The 19,132-nt window shown below is 66.8% G+C and carries 20 protein-coding genes; 12 read left to right on the forward strand and 8 right to left on the reverse strand.

The window, feature by feature from the left end; translation table 11 throughout:
- The first annotated feature begins 23 nt into the window (after nt 1-23).
- Nucleotides 24-920, forward strand: coding sequence for a diacylglycerol kinase family protein (locus DFO47_RS13660; protein WP_133831996.1), 897 nt, complete (start codon nt 24-26; stop codon nt 918-920).
- Nucleotides 921-985: 65 nt separating this feature from the next.
- Here DFO47_RS13660 and DFO47_RS13665 read toward each other — a convergent pair whose 3' ends face one another.
- The 3 genes from DFO47_RS13665 to DFO47_RS13675 form a co-directional block, all read right to left on the reverse strand.
- Entirely contained in the window at nt 986-1,243 is a 258-nt protein-coding gene (locus DFO47_RS13665) for a hypothetical protein (protein WP_133831997.1), read from the reverse strand.
- Nucleotides 1,244-1,341: 98 nt separating this feature from the next.
- On the reverse strand, nt 1,342-1,782 hold the full coding sequence (locus DFO47_RS13670; protein WP_240617818.1) for a hypothetical protein: 441 nt from the start codon (nt 1,780-1,782) through the stop codon (nt 1,342-1,344).
- Between the two features lie 256 nt (nt 1,783-2,038).
- Nucleotides 2,039-2,560 (reverse strand): hypothetical protein, encoded by a 522-nt coding sequence (locus tag DFO47_RS13675; protein ID WP_018762080.1) that lies wholly within the window; start codon nt 2,558-2,560, stop codon nt 2,039-2,041.
- A 281-nt stretch (nt 2,561-2,841) separates the two neighbouring features.
- Between DFO47_RS13675 and DFO47_RS13680 the strand changes: the two genes are divergently transcribed.
- Together DFO47_RS13680 and DFO47_RS21130 are read left to right on the forward strand one after the other, a co-directional pair.
- Nucleotides 2,842-4,227 carry an OFA family MFS transporter gene (locus DFO47_RS13680; protein WP_133831998.1) on the forward strand — a complete coding sequence of 462 codons (1,386 nt, stop codon included), beginning with the start codon at nt 2,842-2,844 and terminating at the stop codon, nt 4,225-4,227.
- Nucleotide 4,228: 1 nt separating this feature from the next.
- A complete protein-coding gene (locus tag DFO47_RS21130; RefSeq protein ID WP_018762076.1) occupies nt 4,229-4,372 on the forward strand; it encodes a hypothetical protein in 144 nt (47 codons plus the stop codon).
- 134 nt (nt 4,373-4,506) lie between these two features.
- On the opposite strand, the gene DFO47_RS13685 is transcribed toward DFO47_RS21130, so the two are convergent.
- The 3 genes from DFO47_RS13685 to DFO47_RS13695 are packed head-to-tail and all read right to left on the reverse strand — an operon-like array spanning nt 4,507 to nt 7,258.
- Nucleotides 4,507-4,938: a DUF2177 family protein gene (locus tag DFO47_RS13685; protein WP_133831999.1), complete on the reverse strand. Its 432-nt coding sequence runs from the start codon at nt 4,936-4,938 to the stop codon at nt 4,507-4,509.
- The gene (locus DFO47_RS13690) at nt 4,935-6,803 is read right to left on the reverse strand and encodes an AMP-dependent synthetase/ligase (RefSeq protein WP_166651725.1); all 1,869 of its coding nucleotides are present in this window, start codon (nt 6,801-6,803) and stop codon (nt 4,935-4,937) included. Before DFO47_RS13690 ends, DFO47_RS13685 begins: the two co-directional genes overlap by 4 nt.
- Nucleotides 6,800-7,258, reverse strand: a complete 459-nt coding sequence (locus tag DFO47_RS13695) for a MarR family transcriptional regulator (RefSeq protein ID WP_133832000.1) — start codon at nt 7,256-7,258, stop codon at nt 6,800-6,802. The genes DFO47_RS13690 and DFO47_RS13695 overlap by 4 nt, the downstream gene beginning before the upstream one ends.
- A 140-nt stretch (nt 7,259-7,398) precedes the next feature.
- Between DFO47_RS13695 and DFO47_RS13700 the strand changes: the two genes are divergently transcribed.
- From DFO47_RS13700 to DFO47_RS13710, 3 genes are all read left to right on the forward strand, one after another.
- Nucleotides 7,399-8,268 (forward strand): DUF1295 domain-containing protein, encoded by an 870-nt coding sequence (locus DFO47_RS13700; protein WP_018762072.1) that lies wholly within the window; start codon nt 7,399-7,401, stop codon nt 8,266-8,268.
- A 130-nt stretch (nt 8,269-8,398) separates the two neighbouring features.
- Nucleotides 8,399-8,986 carry a hypothetical protein gene (locus DFO47_RS13705; protein WP_243835481.1) on the forward strand — a complete coding sequence of 196 codons (588 nt, stop codon included), beginning with the start codon at nt 8,399-8,401 and terminating at the stop codon, nt 8,984-8,986.
- Between the two features lie 65 nt (nt 8,987-9,051).
- Nucleotides 9,052-10,068, forward strand: coding sequence for a squalene cyclase (locus DFO47_RS13710; RefSeq protein ID WP_133832001.1), 1,017 nt, complete (start codon nt 9,052-9,054; stop codon nt 10,066-10,068).
- 27 nt (nt 10,069-10,095) lie between these two features.
- On the opposite strand, the gene DFO47_RS13715 is transcribed toward DFO47_RS13710, so the two are convergent.
- Nucleotides 10,096-10,827, reverse strand: a complete 732-nt coding sequence (locus DFO47_RS13715) for a YoaK family protein (protein WP_018762069.1) — start codon at nt 10,825-10,827, stop codon at nt 10,096-10,098.
- Between the two features lie 164 nt (nt 10,828-10,991).
- On the opposite strand from DFO47_RS13715, the gene DFO47_RS13720 reads away from it, so the two are divergent.
- A complete protein-coding gene (locus tag DFO47_RS13720; RefSeq protein WP_133832002.1) occupies nt 10,992-11,258 on the forward strand; it encodes a hypothetical protein in 267 nt (88 codons plus the stop codon).
- 1 nt (nt 11,259) lies between these two features.
- Here the strand turns inward: DFO47_RS13720 and DFO47_RS13725 are convergent, their stop codons facing one another.
- Nucleotides 11,260-12,486, reverse strand: a complete 1,227-nt coding sequence (locus tag DFO47_RS13725; RefSeq protein WP_133832003.1) for an amidohydrolase — start codon at nt 12,484-12,486, stop codon at nt 11,260-11,262.
- A 248-nt stretch (nt 12,487-12,734) separates the two neighbouring features.
- Here DFO47_RS13725 and DFO47_RS13730 point away from each other — a divergent pair, with 248 nt between their 5' ends.
- The 5 genes from DFO47_RS13730 to DFO47_RS13750 all read left to right on the forward strand — a co-directional run bounded on the left by DFO47_RS13730 (nt 12,735) and on the right by DFO47_RS13750 (nt 19,109).
- Nucleotides 12,735-13,958 carry a hypothetical protein gene (locus tag DFO47_RS13730; protein ID WP_133832004.1) on the forward strand — a complete coding sequence of 408 codons (1,224 nt, stop codon included), beginning with the start codon at nt 12,735-12,737 and terminating at the stop codon, nt 13,956-13,958.
- A 575-nt stretch (nt 13,959-14,533) separates the two neighbouring features.
- The gene (locus DFO47_RS13735; RefSeq protein ID WP_133832005.1) at nt 14,534-15,595 is read left to right on the forward strand and encodes a LacI family DNA-binding transcriptional regulator; all 1,062 of its coding nucleotides are present in this window, start codon (nt 14,534-14,536) and stop codon (nt 15,593-15,595) included.
- Nucleotides 15,596-15,918: 323 nt separating this feature from the next.
- Nucleotides 15,919-17,361: an argininosuccinate lyase gene (argH, locus tag DFO47_RS13740; RefSeq protein ID WP_133832006.1), complete on the forward strand. Its 1,443-nt coding sequence runs from the start codon at nt 15,919-15,921 to the stop codon at nt 17,359-17,361.
- 66 nt (nt 17,362-17,427) lie between these two features.
- Nucleotides 17,428-18,345, forward strand: coding sequence for an amino acid ABC transporter permease (locus DFO47_RS13745; RefSeq protein WP_133832007.1), 918 nt, complete (start codon nt 17,428-17,430; stop codon nt 18,343-18,345).
- Nucleotides 18,342-19,109 carry an amino acid ABC transporter ATP-binding protein gene (locus DFO47_RS13750; protein ID WP_018762062.1) on the forward strand — a complete coding sequence of 256 codons (768 nt, stop codon included), beginning with the start codon at nt 18,342-18,344 and terminating at the stop codon, nt 19,107-19,109. The genes DFO47_RS13745 and DFO47_RS13750 overlap by 4 nt, the downstream gene beginning before the upstream one ends.
- The last annotated feature ends 23 nt before the right edge of the window (nt 19,110-19,132 follow it).

Genomic DNA, 19,132 nt, shown 5'->3' on the forward strand with positions numbered 1-19,132 from the left:
GGAACCCGGAGAACACGTACGCCATGGCTGATGACGGAGCACCTGCCGCACCTTTCGACCGTGCCGTCCTGATCTTCAATCCCGGCCGGCCTGGAATGGGCCAGCGGATCGAGGCGTTGCAGCGGGAACTGGCCACCGACCTGCCGGGCCTGCCCGTTGAGCTGTTGCCTACGGAATTTGCCGGACATGCCCGTGAACTTGCGCGGGGGGAGGCGGGCCGCGGCACGCCCCTCATCCTGTCCGTCAGCGGCGACGGCGGGTACAACGAGGTGGTCAACGGCGTGATGGACGTGCTTGGCAGCAAGGCCGTATGCACTGTCATTCCCGCCGGTAATGCCAACGACCACTACCGGAGCCTGCCGGTGCGAACCTTCGCGGAAGCAGTGTCAGCCGGTGTGGGCCGGCGCATTGACCTGCTGCGGATCACGCTCCGCACCGGAACGCAGGAACGGGTCCTGTACGCGCATTCCTACGTGGGGTTCGGGCTGACCTCGCTGATGGCCATCGGCATTGAACAGGGCGGCAAGGGTAAGGTCCTGGAGCTCGTCTCCGTGGCCCGCACCCTCTCGAGATTGAAGCCCTTCGAGCTTGTCCGGGATGACGGGGCCACCGCCCGGTTCGACAGCCTGATCCTGGCCAACGTCTCGCGCATGGCCAAGTACGGCACCGTCAGCGAGTCGCATTACCCGGACGATGGGCGGTTCGAAGTGGTGACGCTGCCCCACGCCGGGTTGATGAAGATGGCCCTGATGACGCTCCGCGCGGTCACCCTGGGGCTGGGGCATCAACCGAGCGTCAGCCGCTATGCCTTCTCCACCAGCGATACGGTGCCCTGCCAGATTGATGGTGAGGTGGTCTACGTCGAGGCGGGAACCCATGTCCTGGTGGAAAGCGCCAAGGGAGCCCTGGCCACCGTCTGACGTCTTAGGTCGGAGTGACGCGCGGGCCGGGGTACCGCCGCCGGGCGGCAGTACCCCGGGACCAGCTACGGCTGTACGGAGTCGAAGAACGTGTATTCCGGATTCGGCCCGGCCTCATGGGATTTCATCCTGATAAAGTCCACGTCCTCCCGGGACAGCGTGGTCTCACCGTGGGGATCTCCGTTGGCTCCCTCGCCGGCGGCTGTACTGATCTGGGCGGAAATTGTCCGTGGCAGAATCATGCAGCCTGGGTTCGCCAGCAGCCATTGGGTGACTGGAGCGGGAAGCAGGTTCCACTGCTCGCGAATACTGATGTCAGTCATGGGGTGTGCCTTTCGTAATGGTGTCAAGGACGCCCCCAGGCCCGGGATGCGCCGGTGCCGGTCGCGGTTTGCGCAGCCGGCACACGAGGAGGAAAGGCTTAATCGAAGTGGATGTCTGCGGCCGCCTTGCGCAGCGACTCAAGGCGCTCTTCTTCCACCAGGCCCAACGCTTCGAGTTCGTCGGTTCGGTGGGTCCGTTCCTGGGCGGCTTGGGCTGAAATGTCGCGCAGGATCACGCCTACAAGATGGGCCAGGCCTGCTTTGAGGTCCACCAGGTTGGTGTTGGTGATCAGGAGGCGGCGGTCTGAGACGCGGAGTTCCACATCGCTGTACCCGGCGTCGGCCAGGCGCTGTTTCGTCGCTTCGCCGTGCAGCAGCTCGATTTCGCGGGGCTGCGGCCGGCGGGAAAATACAGCCGGGACGGTGTACCGCGTGGGGCCTTGGGCGGTGCCCAGGTTCGGTGGCAACGCGGATGCGAGGACTCCGCTGACCGATAGCGCCGAGTCGGCGCGTATAACAGAGTCTTGGATGGTGGTCATGGTGTCTACCAGCGTTCTGAAGGGTGCACTGCCGGATCCCGGGACGCGGGGCGGAGTGGCTGGGGCAGGGGATCCGGGGCCGGATCGGCTGCAGTGGAGGTGAACGGTGTTAACCCGTTCCGGCCGGTGTTGTGGTGCGGCCCCTCGTCGTACCGATTCCCTGCTGCGCCGGCGTCGAGGCTACTCGGTACGGCGCGCCGGCGGCCGTGGAAGGCAACCGGGAATCGGGCTCATTTTCGGGGCAACGGATGTCCTGTCACGATGTCCCGAGATACTTTGAGTCTACGCTCATCAGCGACTCTTCCGGGCCGGGATGCGGAACCGGCCCGCCGAAGGTCGGACGCCGGCCGGAACGGTAGGCGGAATCAATCACGGATGCGAGTTCGTCCAGCACGGTGTGGTTTCCGGGGAGCACCACGTGGGCCAGGAATTCCGATTCGAGGGAGGCGATTCCCGCGGCCACGGCTCCGAGTTTGGCGTCAATGGCCAGGGCCAGGGCATGCCATGATTTGCGGTTGGCGCGTTCGAGGATTTTCGCGTTGGCTTCGTGAACCCGGCTGTCCGCGATGTCGCCACGAATGGCCAGGGCGCCGTCGGACTGCAGCAATGGCATGACAATCCGGAATTGCCGTCCGGTGCCCCTGAAAGCCACAGCGCTCCGGTCCCCTCGCTGGGTGAACAGGATGTCCGTCGCCCCGTAGTCCGTGAGCGCCTGCCTGATGTGCTTCCGGGAAGCCTCGCTGCTGAAGGAGTCGCCGCGGGTGTAAGGGCTTGTCATCTCCTAACTATGCGCCTCGCCGCCACCCTTTCCTAACGTCGCCATAACGCATCGGCCGCGGAACAGCAATGGACCCGGCAAACCGTGGGCTGCAGCTGGGCGCCGTCCGTCCAGGGTCGGCCTGTGGAGGGTCCCGTGGTGCCGCTCGCCGTATATTCACTACCGGTCGGCGCGCCAACAGTACGTTTGCTGATGATTTGCATGATGATTGCCGGAGGCAACGGGCCGGGCCCTTCGCCGCTGGACACCGTCGTCTTCCACCGAGCAAGGGAATCATCATCATGGGCTTCCTGGACCGTGACCGAACCATCGCCCCACCGGGCTTCAACCGCTGGCTTGTCCCGCCGGCAGCGCTCGCTGTCCACCTCTGTATTGGCCAGGCCTATGCCACCAGCGTGTACAAAACCGCGCTGGTCAAGCATTTCGGCGCCAGCTTGACCGAGATCGGGGTGATCTTCTCCATCGCCATCGTGATGCTGGGCCTCTCCGCGGCGGTCATGGGCACGTGGGTGGACCGGAACGGTCCGCGGAAGGCGATGTTCACCTCGGCCATGTTCTGGGTGGGCGGCTTCCTGGTCGGCTCCCTGGGCATCTTCACGCACCAGCTTTGGCTGGTCTACCTGGGTTACGGCGTGGTGGGCGGCATCGGGCTTGGCATTGGCTACATCTCGCCCGTGTCCACGCTCATAAAATGGTTCCCGGACCGCCCCGGCCTGGCCACCGGCATGGCGATCATGGGCTTCGGCGGCGGCGCGCTGATCGCCAGCCCCGTGTCCCAGGCCCTGCTCAAGGCCTACGATCCCAACTCCGGTGCGCAGGGCTGGGTGGCCAGCGGCGATGCCGTGGGGAGGCTCTTCCTGACGCTCGCCGTCGTCTATCTCGCCTACATGCTGTTCGGCGCCTTCACCATCAAGGTCCCCGCAGACGGCTGGCGCCCGGCCGGGTTCGACCCCGCCAAGGTCAAGGCCGCCAAGCTGGTCACCACGGAGAACGTCTCCGCCAAGAACGCCATCAAGACCCGGCAGTTCTGGCTGGTATGGGTGGCCTTGTTCTGCAACGTCACCGCCGGCATCGGCATCCTGGAGCAGGCGGCGCCCATGATCCAGGACTTCTTCCGGAAGGCCGACGGCGGCTCCTTGGTCAGCGCCGGCGTCGCCGCGGGCTTCGTGGGGCTGCTGTCCATCGGCAACATGGCAGGGCGGTTCGCCTGGTCCGCCACCTCGGACATCACCGGCCGCAAGCGGATCTACATGGTGTACCTGGGCGTCGGCGCGGTCCTGTACACCGTGCTGGCGCTGGCCGGTGCCACGGCCACGTTCCTCTATGTGGTGCTGGCGTTCCTGATCATTTCGTTCTACGGCGGCGGTTTCGCCACCGCCCCGGCGTACCTGCGGGACCTGTTCGGGACGTTCCAGGTGGGTGCCATCCACGGCCGGCTGCTGACGGCCTGGTCAGCGGCCGGGGTGGCCGGTCCGCTGATCGTCAACGGCATCCTGGACGCGCAGGGGAAACCGGGCCAGCTGACCGGCGCGTCCTACCAGCCGGCCTTGCTGACCATGGTGGCCCTGCTGGTTGTGGGCTTCGTGGCCAACCTGCTGGTCACCCCCGTCGACGCCCGATTCCACGAACCCCGCCCCGCGCGGCACGAACCAGCCATGGAGGCCTGAGATGACCACAGCACATACCCACAGCGGGCAGGAACCGGTCCAAAGGTCCACCGGCAGGCTGGTCCTGGGCTGGATCCTGGTGGGGATCCCGCTGGCGTACGGGGTGTTCCAGACGCTGACCCAGGTGGCGGCGCTGTTCGGATGAGCCCTGCGCGCCGTCCCGCGTCACGCAGGGCAGGCTTTAGCAGGGGCGGACGACGGCGGGTCCCGGCTTTACGGGGTTCCGCCGCCGTTCCTGGGTCTAAAGCGTGCTGTCCGTGACGCGGGCGCCACGAAGACTCAGGCTTTGGCGGGGCGGGCGAGCCGGCGCCGCAGCAAGGCGGCGGTGGCCCAGGTGACGATGCTGCAGGCCGCGGCTCCCCAAAGGATGTCCGTGACGGCCACCAGGGCAGGGAAATCCTTCAGCACGGCGAACCCGGTCAGCGCCCACGTGGCGTAGGTGAAGAACCCGAACAAGGCTGCTCCCGTGACGCGCTGGCGTACCGTGGCGTCGGGGGTGTTGGGGCGGACACCGTAGTGCACCATTCCGGCGACGAAGATGACATAGAACAGCACGGCCCCGGCCAGGTTGGCCTTGGGAGCGAGCAGGCCGCCGATCTGGTTCTGGTACAGCGGGTTGGCCACCAGCAGGATCCACGCCACGTCCAGGACGGCGAAAATAACGGCACTGACAACGTAGGCGGTCAGCCAGTTCTTGGTGCGGGGGTTCATGCTTGGCTCCTTGAATCGGTGTACAGGTGGTCCACGAAATGCCGGGCGCGTTCGGCAAACACGGTGCGTTTGAGTTTCATCGTGGGCGTGACATTGCCGTGCGCCTCGTTGAGGTCCGCCAGCAGCAGGACAAATTTGCGCACCTGTTCGGACCGGGCCAGCCGGGCGTTTGCGGCACTGACCGCCTTGCCCACCACGCTGAGCAGCCGGGCGTCCTCGATCCGGACGGCGCCGCCGTCATCCGGAATCTTGAGCCCGCTAAGGTCTGCAATGCCTTCGCGCTCGGCCCACGCCGTCACGGACTCCGGGTCCAGCAGCACCAGGCCGCCAAGGTAGGGCTTGCCTTCGCCCACCATGATGGCGTGGGCCACCAGGGGATCGCCCTCCACATAACCTTCCCAGATGGCGGGTGTGACGGTCTTGCCGCCGGCGGTCACAATCACGTCCTTGATGCGGCCTTTGAGGGTGAGCCGGCCGTGGGAGTCCAGTTCGCCCAGGTCCCCGGTACGGAAAAATCCGTCCACGAACGCTTCGTCGTTGTCGGAAACGCGGCGGTACCCGGCAAACACGCCCACCCCGCTGGCCAGCACTTCGCCTTGATCGGAGATCCTTACGGTGGTGCCGGGCATGGGGACGCCCACGGACCCGGAATGGATGGCGCCTGGAAGATTGCCGGTGAGCGGGGCTGTGGTTTCGGTGAGTCCGTAGCCTTCGATGACGGGCAGCCCGAGGCCCCGGAAGAACAGGGACAATTCTGTGTCCAGTGCGCCGGCGCCGGACAGCAGGTAGTCAAGGCGTCCGCCCACCAGCGCGCGGAGACGCGCGTAAAAAACACGGTCGAACACGGCCCGGCGGGCCCGCAGGCCCAGCGGGGCACGCACTGCGGGGTCGGCGTCGTGCGCTTCCGCGAACCTGCCCCATTCCACCGCGGTGCGTTGCGCCAGCGCCCAGACCCGGCCCAGATGCTTTTGCGCCGCGGCGGCCGCCGCGGACGCCTGGATCTTCTGCAGGACGCGGGGCACCACCACCAGGAACGTGGGCTTGAGGGCGCCCAGGGCCGGCACTACTTCACGGGGATCGGCGAGGTGTGCGATGCGCATGCCGTTGGCCAGGCAGATGAGCTGCAGGCCGCGGGCCAGGACGTGCGCCATGGGAAGGAAGATGATGGTGTTGCCGCCCTCGCGGACCACGCTGGTGTAGGCGGCGCCGACGTTGAGGATCTGGCCCACAAAGTTGCCATGGGTGATCAACGCGCCCTTCGGGTCTGCGGTGGTGCCCGAGGTGTAGACGATCGTGGCCACGGACTCCTGGTCCGGCAGCAGGCGCCGTTCCTCCACGTCGCGGTCCGGAACGTCGGTGCCCAGTTCCACCAGCGCCTGAAGGTCAGCGCCGGGGCGGGCGTCCATGGTCCAAATGCCCAAGTTTGGAGTTCCCGTCCGGGCGTACCCCTGCTCCAGCAGCGCGGCGTGCGCTGTGGTGCCGGCAATTGCCAGGCGGACGTCGGCGTCGGACAGCACGGCGGTGACTTGGGGCTGGGCGGAGGTTTCGTAGATGGGGACCACGACGGCGGCCGCGAACCACGCCGCCATGTCCGCCACCGCCCATTCGTACCGGGTGGGGGACATGATGGCCATGGTTTCGCCGGGTTGCAGGCCGGCCGCGATCAGGCCCTTGGCAAGGGCCCGGACCTCAGAAACGAACTGGCGGGTGGTCACCTGGCGCCAGGGGGCGGTGATGTCGGCACCGTTGGCCCGCACCTCGAAAGCGACGTGCTCCGGGGAGGTGCGGTACCGGTGCATTAGAAGATCGGTGGCGTTCCGGTGGGTGGACAGGTCGGCCAGGGGCGGCGAGGTGAACTCTCTCAAGGGGTGTCCTTCTCGGAAAGGGAATGCAGATGGTCCTGCATGAGGGTCAAGGCGACGTCCAGGAATCCGGCGATGGCTGCCTGTTCGTCCGCGGGGAGCGTGTGGATGTGTTGGTTGGTGGCATCCATGAGGGGGAGCATCAGGTGCAGGATCCTCTCGGCGGCGGCGGGGGTGGCGCTGACATGGACATGCCGCCTGTCCTCGGCGGAGCGCAGGCGTTCAGCGTAGCCGCGGGCTTCGAGCCGGCCGACAATGGCGGTGGTGGTGGCCGCGGTGGCGCCCAAAGTTTCCCCGAGAGCGCCGGCGGTGAGCGGTCCGGACTGGACCAGGGCGCTAAGTGCCCGGTAGTCCGTGAGGTTCAGTTCAAGATGGCGGGCCACCTCGCGCTCTGTCTCATTGGCGAGGTTGAACAAGTTCTGGAGCGCGGCGGCGGCCGGATGGTGCTGTGCGTCCACGGGTCCTCCTCCTAGGCCTTCCCATATTGTAGTTATTGTCCTCTAGTGATCAAATAGATTTGAATACATGAGAGACTAGCAGGATAAGAGGGTATCGTCAGCGCAGGATCGCGCTGAGGCCCCGGGAAAGGAGCCTGTCCGTGAATGGAAGCAGCCGCAAGGCGCTCGTCAGTACTGTCATCGCCGTGGTGGTGGCGGTCCTCATCGCCCTCGCCGGAAGCCAGGGAGGTTCCCGGATTGGCGGGTTCCCGGTGTTTGCGCTGGGGGTTGCCGCGGCGTTCGTGATCCAGTGGCTGGTGTTCATCCCCAGCTTCAAGGCGCAGACCGAGAAGTTCTATGACCTCACCGGGGCCCTTACCTACATCTCCATCACCGTATTCCTGGTGCTGGCTTCCCCCGGCGTCGATGCACGCGGCCTGCTCCTGGCGGCCATGGTGGTGCTGTGGGCCGCGCGCCTGGGCAGCTTCCTGTTCCTGCGGATCAGCAAGCACGGCAAGGATGACCGGTTCGATGAGCTCAAGCCGGACTTCCTCCGCTTCCTGAACACCTGGACCATCCAGGGCTTGTGGGTGGTGCTCACGGCGGCGCTGGCATGGGTGGCCATCACCTCGGACAAAAAGGTTGGCCTGGACGGGTTCTTCTGGGTGGGCCTGCTGGTGTGGGCCGCGGGCATCACGGTGGAAACCCTGGCGGATATTGAGAAGAACCGGTTCAAGGCAGATCCCGCCAACAAGGGACGCTTCATCAATACCGGGCTGTGGTCAAAGTCCCGCCACCCGAACTACTTCGGCGAAATCACCCTGTGGGTGGGGGTGGCCATCATCGCGCTGCCCGTACTGCAGGGCTGGCAGTGGGCCGCGCTGATCTCCCCGGTGTTCGTGGCCCTGCTGCTCACCAAGGGCAGTGGCGTCCCGCCCCTGGAGAAGAAGGCGGACAAGAAGTGGGGCGGCCAGCCGGACTACGAGGCGTACAAGAAGAACACGCCGGTGCTGGTGCCAAAACTTAAATAGCGCCCCGGAAGGACGTACGACGACGGCGCGCGCCCCGGGTGCCGATATACAGGGCCGGCGGCCCGGCAAGGGAAGATCTCCCCATGCCGGCTGCGGGTGGGCAGGGGAGGGTGCCGCCTAAGCTGTGGTCATGGAGATAACACCCTCAGCTTCCGCGCCCCCAATGAAGTCCTTGCTCTACTGGCGCAAGAGCATGATCAACGGAGCCAAGACAGTACCTGCCATCGTGGCCATGGACAGCGCGGGAACGTTCAGCATGCATGATGCTGACGGGGTGCCGGTATTTTCCGTGCCGGCAGCCCAGGCGGCGGTCCGGTTCACAAGCATGGGGACGATGGTGGTCACAGCGAACGGCCGGAAGTACGACATCGTGGGCGTGGGCGCGTCCTTGTCGCCCAGCCCGTCCTCCTGGCAACTCGCGGAGATGGCCGCCGGTGCGGATGGCCGCACGGACGCTACCGGCTTGAGCCGCGCCGGTTCCGCCGGAGCCGCCATGAGCGGCGCGGGCGGCCTGGGTGCTGTGGCGGGCGCGGCCGGCGGAGCCGCCATGATGTTCGCCTACTACCAGGGCCTGGACGCCATCAAGGCATGGCAGGAAGCGCTCCCCAACGCCGGAGCCACGGTGCAGAAGAGTTCGATGAAGGCCGGACTCTACATTTCGCTGGGGGTTGTGGCCGCCGTGGTCATCGGCCTCGTGGTGGCGCTGAGCCTCAAATAGTCCACGCCCGGCCGCAGCGCTGGACTTCAAACAGCCCAGTCCCGGGCCGTGGTAGTCTCCCCGCTATGGCCGTGGACCCTGCATTGCTGGACTGGCTGCTCGACTCCGATCCCGCCCTGCGATGGCAGGTGCAAAGGGATCTGGGAGGCGCCCCGCCGTCCAGCTGGGAAGCCACCCGGGCCAAAGTTCGGACGGAGGGGTTCGGGGCCATGCTCTTGGCGCTGCAAGACCCGGACGGGCAGTGGGCCGGCGGCGCATACTTCCCGGCGGACTTTGACTTCGAAGGCCCGGAGGCGTCGGCCGACGCCGGCCAGCCGTACACCGCCACCACCTGGTCCTTGAACATGCTGCGTGAGTGGGGGCTGGAGGCGGACGCACTCCGCGGTACCGCCGAAAAGCTTGCCGCCAACAGCCGGTGGGAATACCAGAACCTGCCGTACTGGGAGGGCGAAGTGGATTGCTGCATCAACGCATTCACCCTGGCCAACGGTGCGTGGCTGGGTGCGGACGTGGCCGGGCTTGCCGAGTGGTTCCTGGAGCATCAGCAGGACGACGGCGGCTGGAACTGTGAGTGGGTGGACGGGTCAACGCGGTCCTCGTTCCATTCAACAATCAATTCCCTCAAAGGCCTCTTGTCCTACGAGGCAGCCATTGGCGGGTCAAGGGAGCTCCGGGCCGCCAGGAATCGTGGCCAGGAGTATCTGCTGGAGCGGCGGTTGCTGTACCGGAAAACCACGGGCGAGCCTGTGGCGACCTGGGCGTCGCGGTTCGTCTATCCGTTTCGCTGGTTTTACAGCGCGTTGAATGCGCTGGACTACTTCCGCGCCGCCGCGTTGCACGACGCCGCGGCGCCCGATCCGCGGCTGGCGGAGGCCGTTTCGTTGGTCAGGTCCGCCCGGCAAGCTGACGGCACGTGGGTCCAGGAGCGGCGCCACCCCGGCCGGGTCTGGTTTGAAACGGACGTTCCACCCGGCCAGCCGTCCAAGTGGCTGACATTCACCGCAATGAGGGTGCTGGATTGGTGGGACCAGGGCGGCGCCGTGGCTCCGGCCGTCGCTGCCCCCGCCCCAGACCGGCGGTAGGTCAGGCGGGGTTCGTTCGGCCACGGCTCACGACGGCGGGACCCGGGTGGCTGCCGGCGTCGCCACTTCGTGCCCGTGTTGGGGGACGGTGGTCCGTCCGAACAGTGCCACGCCGAGCGTGAGCAGCGCTGTCAGCAGGACCCCGAGGCCCAGGTGGAGATGCACGCAGCCCGCGCCGACCGCGGCTCCTGCCATGATCAGGCCCACTGCGGCAAGGCGCCGGCCCCAGAAGGGGTGCGTGCGGGCGCCAAGGTGGGAATCGGCCGCCAGGCCGGTGATGGTGGAGGTGACCACCACGGTGGGGACGTCCTTGACGTTCAGGTGCCGGGCGGTGGCGGCCTGCACGCCCATGGCAACGGCCAGGGTGCCGGTGATGGCTACGGTGGCGGTTTCGCTGCTCCTGGGGTTCGCACCGCTGAGCAGGAGGATGGCCACGGCCGCCATGACGGTGCTGACCCCCGCCAGCAGGACGGTGGTGCGGTGGTTCCAGCCGGACTTGGTAGGCCGCAGTGCCCGTCCCGCGATGAGGGCACCTGTCATAAACCCGGCCAGGGCACCGATGGGGCCCAGGATGGGGAGGTTGTCCGCGCCCAGCAGGGCCATGCCCAGGATCACCACGTTGCCGGTCATGTTCGCCGTAAACACGCGGTCCAGGCCCAGGTAGCCGACGGCGTCGAGCACCCCGGTGGAGAACGTCAGGACCAGCATGAGCACCAGGTGCAGCTTGGCCGGATTGGCGGGGGAGGTGCTGGCGGGCATGCGGGTGCCTTTCGGGGTCCGGGTCCGGAGGGGATGCGCGCGTGGTGGGGCGGCTCTTCCAGTATGCGCCGGACCGTCGCCGCCCGCGGAACCCGGGGTGCCGCCGTCGGGCGTCGCGGAGGGGTGGCAGACTTGAGGCTGATCCACGACCGAAAGCAGCCCCCTTGATTACCTTGCACCAGGACGCCGAAGGCTTTATCCGGATGAGCCGGCACTACCCGGCCGGTATCCGCATCCGGATCGCTTTCGCCGATGGCAGCACCGGTGAATTCTCCGGCCGGACCCTCAACAACGCCTACGATGCTGCGCTCGCGGAATTCCGGGCCAAGAACTGGCTCGACGCGCGGGGGTTCAACCGTGCCCCTGCCGGCCGGACCAACTCCGGCAACACCGTGGACTACGTTCCGGTGCATCCTGGCATGGGGGAGTAGCTCAGGCCAGCTGCAGCCCGTCCGCCACCACGGTGCCGCGGTGGATCACCGTGCGGCCGGGGAGCTTGTCCATCACGGCGGCGGTGACGGTGTCGCCCTCCAGCAGCACCAGTTCCGCGGGGTCGCCCACTGCCAGGCCGGGCCGGTCCGCCACGGAACCAAGCCGCTGTGCCGCGGGGTCGATGATGCTTGCCCCGCCAATGGTGGCCACAGCCGCACAGTGCTCGATCAGCCCATCCGCCCGGAACTTGTTGGTGAACGCCAGCTGCCAGGTCCGGTCCAGCATGTCCGCGTTGCCGTAGGGGGACCAGTAGTCGCGCTGGCCATCCTCGCCCAGGCCCACCCGGATGCCGGCGGCGGTGAGCCGTTCCAGCGGCAGCGGGGACGCGGGCGCAACCGTTGCCACGGAGACGTCCAGCTCGGCCATGTCCGCCAGGAGCTCGTCGAGTTGGGCGTCCGGCAGCTCACCGAGGCAGAAGGCATGCGAGATGGTCACCAGCCCCTGCATGCCCAGCGCCTTGGTGCGTTCCAGGATCAGCTGGGTACTGAACAGGCCCAGCTGGCCCGGCTCGTGCAGGTGGATGTCCACGGGCTTGCCGTACTTTTCGGCCAGGCCAAAGACGATGTCCAGGTGCCGGACCGGGTCGCGGTCCAGTGCGCAGGGGTCGATCCCGCCCACCACGTCCGCGCCGAGCTTCAGCGCCTCCTCCAGTACCTCGGCGCTTCCGGGCTCCCGAAGCAGCCCGGCCTGCGGGAACGCGATCACCGCGACGTCCGCCCGGCTGCGGTGCGTTTCCCGGGTGGCGAGGACCGCCTCAAAGCGTTCCAGCCCGGCGTCGGCGTCCACCTGCGCGTAGCTGCGCACCCGGGTGGTGCCGCGCCCGATCATCGCGCCCAGGGTGTGCGTGGCCCGCTCGGTGATGGACGCTTCGGCGTCGTGCCAGTTGTTCCGGTCGTTGAGCATCATGTTCCACACCCCGGGCGTTCCGGTGTGCGGGCGGAACGGCAGCCCCAGCCGGGTGGAGTCGAGGTGGACGTGGACGTCGGAGAAAGACGGCAGCAGGATCCGGCCGCGCCCGTCGACGGTGGCGGCGGGATTGGAGCCCGGGTCCCCTGGAGCAGCCCCTTCCACGGCAACGGGGCCGACGGCGGTGATCACCCCGCCGTCGAGCGTCACGTCGGCGGCGTCCCCGCCCCAGGGGCGGACGTTGTGGAGGACGAGGGTCATGGGCGCGGTCCTGTCATGGGAAAGTCGGCGGCAGGGTTCGGACTTCAGTTTAGGGCCGGCGGCGGAGGGTACGACGACGGGCCCCACCCGGGTGCCAGGAGCGGCCTGGTGCCGCCTGGTGCCGTGCCCCGGCCGGTCCGTGTGGCAAGGCTTCCTGATGGGGGTGCGGCCCGCCACTGAGTCTGCTGCGCCGCGTAGGTAGGATCGGAGGACTGCCGCGGGGGTCGGCAGGAATATGGGGGAATATCGTGATCCATCAGCCGCTTCGCCGTGCCGCCGGCGCGGTCTCTTCTGCCGGGATGGCACTGCTGGCCGGCGCCACGCTGGTCCTGGCCTCCGCCGTCGTGCCTCCGCCTGCCGCCGCCGACGACGCCAAGTCGCTTGACGCCGTCGGCCAGCCCCTGGGCATCGCCACCGGGCCGGACGGCACCCTGTACGTCAGCGACGACGCCTATGCCGGGGTTGTCAACGCCTACGCGCCCGGGGAGACCGCACCGTCCCGCACCATCAAGACCGGGCGCGGCCCTACCTCGCTGGCGGTGACCGCCGACGGGACCCTGTACGTGTCCCAAAGCGAGGGCGCCCAGTCCCAGATCGGCGTCGTTGCCCCGGGCGCCGGCGAGGTTTCCCTGGTGATGAAGGTGTCTTCCGGGACCCACTGGCTGACCGTGGGCCCGGAGGGATCGCTGTATGTGGTGAATCCGGACGAGCACTCGGTGTCAGTCGTCAAGCCGGGCGACGCGTGGGTCCAGCGGACCATCCAGGCCGGCCCGCATCCGGTGAGGCTGGCGGTGGCCAAGGACGGGACAGCCTACGCCGTTAACGAAGCCGCAGGCACCGTGACCGTGATTCCGGCCGGTGCGCCGTGGCCGTCGCACACCATCGACGTGCAAGCCGAGGCCCACCCGCACGGGATTGCCGTCGGGCCGGACGGGACCGTCTACGTTGCCAACATCATGACCGCCGATGTGGCGGTGATCGAGCCGGGCGGGACCACGGTGGCGCGGCGGATCCCCGTAGGCCAGGCGCCGCAGGAGGTCCTGGCCGCCGCGGACGGGACCGTGTACGTGACCAACAGCATGGACGATACTGTGTCCGTCATCCCGGCCGGTGCTGCCGCCGCGCAGACGGTTGCCGCCGGCGATGATCCGGGCCGCATGGCCCAGCGGGCTGACGGGTCCGTGGTGGTGGTCAACAGGCGGAGCAGATCGCTGACAGTGCTCGACGCCGGACAGGCCGGCGCCGTTGCGGCCCCCGCCACGGGTGGGGACGAGCCAGCGGAAGCAGCGGCCGACGGCGGCGCGTCAGACGGTGCGATTGTTGCCAAGGCGTCCTTCAACGTGCCCGTTGCGGCAGTTGCCGCTGTGGCGGGTGTTGGGCTCCTCGCCAGTGCTGCGCTCCTTGTGGTGGTGCTCAGGCGGCGCAGGAAAACCGGCGTGGCCGAGGCCCCCGCGGCCTGGTCGCTGGACTAGGCCCGGCTCCCAGTCCGGGGTGCCGGGCTGGTAACTACTGCGGGCACTGCCTTGACGCGAGGGCGGCGAGATCGTGGATCAGGCGCCGCACCTCATGCTCCCGGTTCCTTGCCCGGGAAGGCTGGCCTTGGATGGGTGTGAGCTTGGTGCGTGGGGGAGCAGGGACAGGCCGCCGGTGGGCTGCCGGTGCCGCCGGTCGCTGCTCCTTGGACACCGCTGGTTTGGCTGTGCCTGCGTGCTCTGCCGCATCCGATGCGTTGCAGCTTGTGCCTGAAGATTCATCCGTGAATTTCAAGAGGGACCCCCTTGGGCGAGCTTGTCTGAACACCATAGGGACCTGTGCTGTGGCGGGGAAGGGGATTTATCCATGACGGGGATTAATTGCGCGAATCTTGAGATCGCCCAGTACGTGCCGGGCCTCGGCCGGCCGGAGCGTGGGCGGCCGGAGCTGGGCCACGGCGGGAGGCCAGCGCTTCCCGGAGAAGAGCTGACAACTGCTGCGAAACATGTCAATGAAACCGGTGTCAATAGACCCCTTTTCCATCCGGTCGAAAATTCTGGGGTAAATTTCTTGAATGGAATCTCGACGGTATGGCAGCGCTACCTTGCTGGATGTCGCGCGCATGGCCGGCGTCTCCCGGTCCACCGCGGCCAGGGCGCTCGGCGGCTACGGCTCGGTAAGCCATGAGCTGCAGTCGATGGTGGCGGCTGCTGCCGAAGCGTTGGGTTACCGGGGGAACGCCTTGGCCCGGAGCGTGAGCTCCGGACGTTCGCACACCATTGGGGTGGTCATCAGCGACATTGAGAATCCCCACTTCGCCAAAGCCGTCCGGGGCATGACCGATGCCGCGAAGGCAGCCGGGTTCGACGTCATCCTGGCCAATACGGATGAGAACCTGGACGCCGAACGGGCAGCCGTCCAGGTGTTCCTGGACAAGCGGGTGGATGGGCTGATCGTAGCCTCCACGAGTCGAAGCGACTCCGCGCATTTACTGGACGTGGTGCGGATGGGCCGGCCGCTGGTCCTTTTTGACCGGCGCCCGGACAACGTGGAAGCCGACTGGGTGGGGACTGACTGCTATGCCGACGCCACTGCGGTCATGGAGTACCTCATCGGCCGCGGCCACACGAACATCGTGTTCCTTTCGGCCACCACAAAGACGCCGGCGGAGCTGGAATCCGGGCATCCGCTCCCCATTTCCACCATTGCGGACAGGGTGCGCGCCGTCCGCACGGTGGCCCGGGCCGCGGGGATCCGGTATGAGTTCATCTCCGACGCCATGTCCCCGGAGCGGGCCCATGAGATTGTTGCCTCCCTCCTCCGCCGCCCTGACCGGCCCAGCGCCGTCATTGCTTCCTACAGCCGCCTGGCGCTGCCGGCGTTCCAAGCCATCCGGGAGGCAGGCATGGAGGTTCCCCGGGACATCTCCCTGGTATGCCTGGACGACGCTGAGTGGATGACCGTCAGCAGCCCCGAGGTGACGGCTTTTGCCTTGCCCGCTTATGAGTTGGGGCTGAAGGCGGCGGAGGTCCTGGTTGGCCGGATCGAGCACTCGGGTCCGGACCAGAGGGACCATCTGCTGCCGGCCACGTTCACGGAGCGTGGCTCCGTGGCGAAAATTCCCGCAGGCGCGTAACGGCAGGGCAGTTCCTCCGGGGGCTCTGCGCCGCGTGGCGTCCTGTTCGTTCAGTGTGCCCTGGTGCTTCGACGCGCCTTCCGGACCCGTAACAAACACCAAGTTTTCCGGTCACCTGGAGCGGAGGAGTGGTCAGGATACCGGTGTCTCAGCCACAATGATTTATCTTCTGAAACCGGTGTCACAAAATCGGTGTCATCAAATTAATAGCAGCGAAACAAAGCGGAAATCATTGACAGTTAGGGTTTACCCCAGAAATACTTTCGTTGCACGAAGTGATACGGATCACTTCCCGGGCAGTCTTCCCAAGGAGCTAGACGCATATGCAAGAACAGACAAAGCTGTGGGGCGGCCGGTTTGCTGGTGCCTCCAGTCCCGAACTCTCCCGCTTCTCACGGTCCGATCCGCGCTACTTCCGGATGGCCCCCTACGACCTGCATGGTTCCCGGGCCCACGTGCGCGAACTCAACCGGTCGGGCCTCATCGATGACGCCGAACTCGCGCTGTTCCTCGACACGATCGATCTCCTGGCCAGGGACATTGAAGCGGACCTGGTCCACCCGCAGGAAGCGGACGAGGACGTCCACACGTTTCTGGAGCGGCTGCTGATCGAACGCATGGGTCCGGTGGGCGGAAAGATCCGCGCCGGCCGCTCCCGCAATGACCAGGCCGCCAACGACCTCCGGCTCTACATGCGGGACAAGGTCCGGCTGATCGCCGACCTCCTGGTGGAACTGGCCGGGGCACTGGCCTCCCAGGCAGACCGGCACCTCCACACTCCGGTCCCGGGATTCACCCACCTGCAGTCGGCGCAGCCCGTTGTGTTCGCGCACCAGCTGCTGGCCCACGCCCAACCCCTGGTCCGGGACCTGGACCGGTTCCGGGACTGGGACCGCAGGGCAGCCGTCTCGCCCCTGGGCGCGGCAGCGCTGGCCGGATCCACCTTCGCCCTGTCTCCGGAACTCGCAGCCCTGGACCAGGGCTACGATTCGAGCGCGGAAAACTCGATCGATGCCGTGGGAAGCCGCGATGCCGCCATCGAGTTCCTGTTCGTCTGCTCCCTGACGCTCATCGATATCTCCCGGCTCTGCGAGGAGATCATCTCCTGGGCGTCCCAGCAGTTCCGTTGGATCACCATGGACGATGCCTACTGCACAGGCAGCTCGATCATGCCGCAGAAGAAGAATCCGGACATCGCCGAACTCGCCAGGGGCAAGGCCGGCCGGGTCCTGGGGGACCTCATGGGGCTGATGGCTTCGGTCAAGTCGCTGCCGCTCGCCTACAACCGCGACCTTGCCGAGGACAAGAACGCGGTCATCGACGCGGTCGAGACCATCGAGGTCGCCCTGCCCGCCCTGTCCGGCCTGGTACGGACGTTCTCGGTCAACGTCGAGGAGGTCCGCCGGCAGGCAACCGCCGGCTACACCCTGGCCACCGAGGTTGCCGACTGGCTGGCGCGGCAGGGAATTCCGTTCAGCGAGGCGCACGAGATTTCCGGAGCGCTGGTGCGGTTCTGCGAGTCACACGGCCTGGAGTACGACGACCTCACTGACGAACAGCTCGCTGCCGTGGATTCGCGGCTGACGCCGGATATCAGGGAGGTCCTCACCCTTGAAGCTGCCCTCGCGGCCCACTCCGGGTTTGGCGGTACCGCCCCGGAACGAGTCGCCGAACAACTGACGCGTCTCCGGGCGAAGCTTGACCAGGCACGAAGCTGGGCGGCCGACTACCAGGGGCTTCGCGTCCCGTCCGGCGCAGCGGGCTGACCCGTGGCGCCCACCAACGCCGGTCCCCGCGGCGACCTTAAAACCCTCCACGATCAGGAAAACGCCATGAAGACTCAACCAGCGCCCAGCATCACAGGCACTGCAGCGGCAGATCTGAAAATCGTCCCGCGCCGGCATATCGGGAGGTGGATTGGTGCTGCGGCCGTGGTGCTGCTCCTGGTCTGGCTGGCCGTCTCCTTCTCACGGGCCAAGATCAACTGGCCCACCGTGCAGGAATACCTGGCCGTTCCCGTCCTGATCCAGGGAATCGGAGTAGCCCTAATCCTTACCGCCGTCGCCATGGCGATCGGACTGGTTCTTGGCGTGGTCACCGCCGTGATGCGCCTGTCGAAGAACCCGGTGGTCTCTGGCGTTGCGTGGCTCTACATCTGGGTCTTCCGAGGCACCCCGGTGTACCTGCAGCTGTTGATGTGGTTCAACCTGGCCCTCATTTTCCCGGTGATCGGCATCCCGGGGCTCTACTCGGGCCGCATGATCGACATCCTGACCCCCTTCGTCGCCGCCTCCATCGGCCTGGGGCTGAACCAGGGCGCCTACACCTCCGAGGTGGTCCGCGGCGGCATCCTCTCCGTTGATGAGGGGCAATTGGAGGCCGCGCAGGCTGTCGGGATGACGCGGCTGCAGGCCATGCGGCGGATCGTCCTGCCGCAGGCCATGCGGGTCATCATCCCGCCCGTGGGCAACGAGGTCATCGGGATGCTGAAGACCACATCGCTGGCTTCCGCGATCGGCGTGAGCGAGATCCTTTCCGAGGCCCAGCACATCTACTACGTCAACAACCGGATCATGGAGCTCCTGATCGTCTGCGCCGTCTGGTACCTGGGCGCCGTGTCCATCCTGAGCATCGGGCAGTTCTACCTGGAACGGTTCTTCGCCAAGGGATCGTCAAGCCGCCAGCTGCCCATGACGCCCCTCCAGCGGCTGTCGAGCATTTTCGGTACCAAAAGGAAGGCACAGTCATGACCACCAACGTTCTGGTCCGCGCCGAAAACGTCCACAAGAGTTTTGGCCTCAACGAGGTCCTCAAGGGCATCAACCTCGAGGTCAACAGCGGCGAGGTGGTCTGCCTGCTCGGTGCTTCAGGGTCCGGAAAGAGCACCTTCCTGCGCTGCATCAACCACTTGGAAACGCTGTCCAACGGGCGGATCTGGGTGGGGGACAAGGTGGTGGGTTACCGCCAGGACGGCAACCGCCTCTTTGAGCTCTCCGACAAGGAAGCCGCCCGCCAGCGCCGGTCCATCGGCATGGTGTTCCAGCGGTTCAACCTCTTCCCACACATGACCGTGCTGGAAAACATCATCGAAGGCCCGGTCCTCGTCAACAAGGTCAAACCGGCCGAGGCCAAACGGCACGCCTCCGAACTGCTGGCCCGGGTGGGCCTGGAAGGACGCGAAGGGTCCTACCCGCGGCAGCTCTCCGGCGGCCAGCAGCAGCGCGTGGCGATCGCCAGGGCCCTGGCCATGAAACCCGAGCTGATCCTGTTTGACGAACCGACGTCGGCACTGGACCCCGAACTGGTGGGCGAAGTGCTGGACGTCATGAAGGACCTGGCAAAGTCCGGCCTCACCATGATCGTGGTGACCCACGAGATTGGCTTTGCCAAGGAAGTGGCCGACCGTGTGGCGTTCATGCACGGCGGCGAAATCGTCGAAATCGGTCCTCCGGCCGAGGTCCTGGGCAACCCGCAGCACGAGCGGACCAAAGCCTTCCTTTCCCGCGTCTTCTAAACATCACCCCAACCCCTTTGGAG

It is taken from the genome of Arthrobacter sp. AG258 (assembly GCF_004364695.1).
GTDB lineage: Bacteria > Actinomycetota > Actinomycetes > Actinomycetales > Micrococcaceae > Arthrobacter.

What these genes read in the sequence shown, in the direction of transcription:
- DFO47_RS13660 (WP_133831996.1), top strand. Translation starts at nt 24, where the DNA reads ATGGCTGATGACGGAGCACCTGCCGCACCTTTCGACCGTGCCGTCCTG.
- DFO47_RS13665 (WP_133831997.1), bottom strand. Translation starts at nt 1,243, where the DNA reads ATGACTGACATCAGTATTCGCGAGCAGTGGAACCTGCTTCCCGCTCCA.
- DFO47_RS13670 (WP_240617818.1), bottom strand. Translation starts at nt 1,782, where the DNA reads ATGACCACCATCCAAGACTCTGTTATACGCGCCGACTCGGCGCTATCG.
- DFO47_RS13675 (WP_018762080.1), bottom strand. Translation starts at nt 2,560, where the DNA reads ATGACAAGCCCTTACACCCGCGGCGACTCCTTCAGCAGCGAGGCTTCC.
- DFO47_RS13680 (WP_133831998.1), top strand. Translation starts at nt 2,842, where the DNA reads ATGGGCTTCCTGGACCGTGACCGAACCATCGCCCCACCGGGCTTCAAC.
- DFO47_RS21130 (WP_018762076.1), top strand. Translation starts at nt 4,229, where the DNA reads ATGACCACAGCACATACCCACAGCGGGCAGGAACCGGTCCAAAGGTCC.
- DFO47_RS13685 (WP_133831999.1), bottom strand. Translation starts at nt 4,938, where the DNA reads ATGAACCCCCGCACCAAGAACTGGCTGACCGCCTACGTTGTCAGTGCC.
- DFO47_RS13705 (WP_243835481.1), top strand. Translation starts at nt 8,399, where the DNA reads ATGGAGATAACACCCTCAGCTTCCGCGCCCCCAATGAAGTCCTTGCTC.
- DFO47_RS13710 (WP_133832001.1), top strand. Translation starts at nt 9,052, where the DNA reads ATGGCCGTGGACCCTGCATTGCTGGACTGGCTGCTCGACTCCGATCCC.
- DFO47_RS13715 (WP_018762069.1), bottom strand. Translation starts at nt 10,827, where the DNA reads ATGCCCGCCAGCACCTCCCCCGCCAATCCGGCCAAGCTGCACCTGGTG.
- DFO47_RS13725 (WP_133832003.1), bottom strand. Translation starts at nt 12,486, where the DNA reads ATGACCCTCGTCCTCCACAACGTCCGCCCCTGGGGCGGGGACGCCGCC.
- DFO47_RS13735 (WP_133832005.1), top strand. Translation starts at nt 14,534, where the DNA reads ATGGAATCTCGACGGTATGGCAGCGCTACCTTGCTGGATGTCGCGCGC.
- argH (WP_133832006.1), top strand. Translation starts at nt 15,919, where the DNA reads ATGCAAGAACAGACAAAGCTGTGGGGCGGCCGGTTTGCTGGTGCCTCC.
- DFO47_RS13745 (WP_133832007.1), top strand. Translation starts at nt 17,428, where the DNA reads ATGAAGACTCAACCAGCGCCCAGCATCACAGGCACTGCAGCGGCAGAT.
- DFO47_RS13750 (WP_018762062.1), top strand. Translation starts at nt 18,342, where the DNA reads ATGACCACCAACGTTCTGGTCCGCGCCGAAAACGTCCACAAGAGTTTT.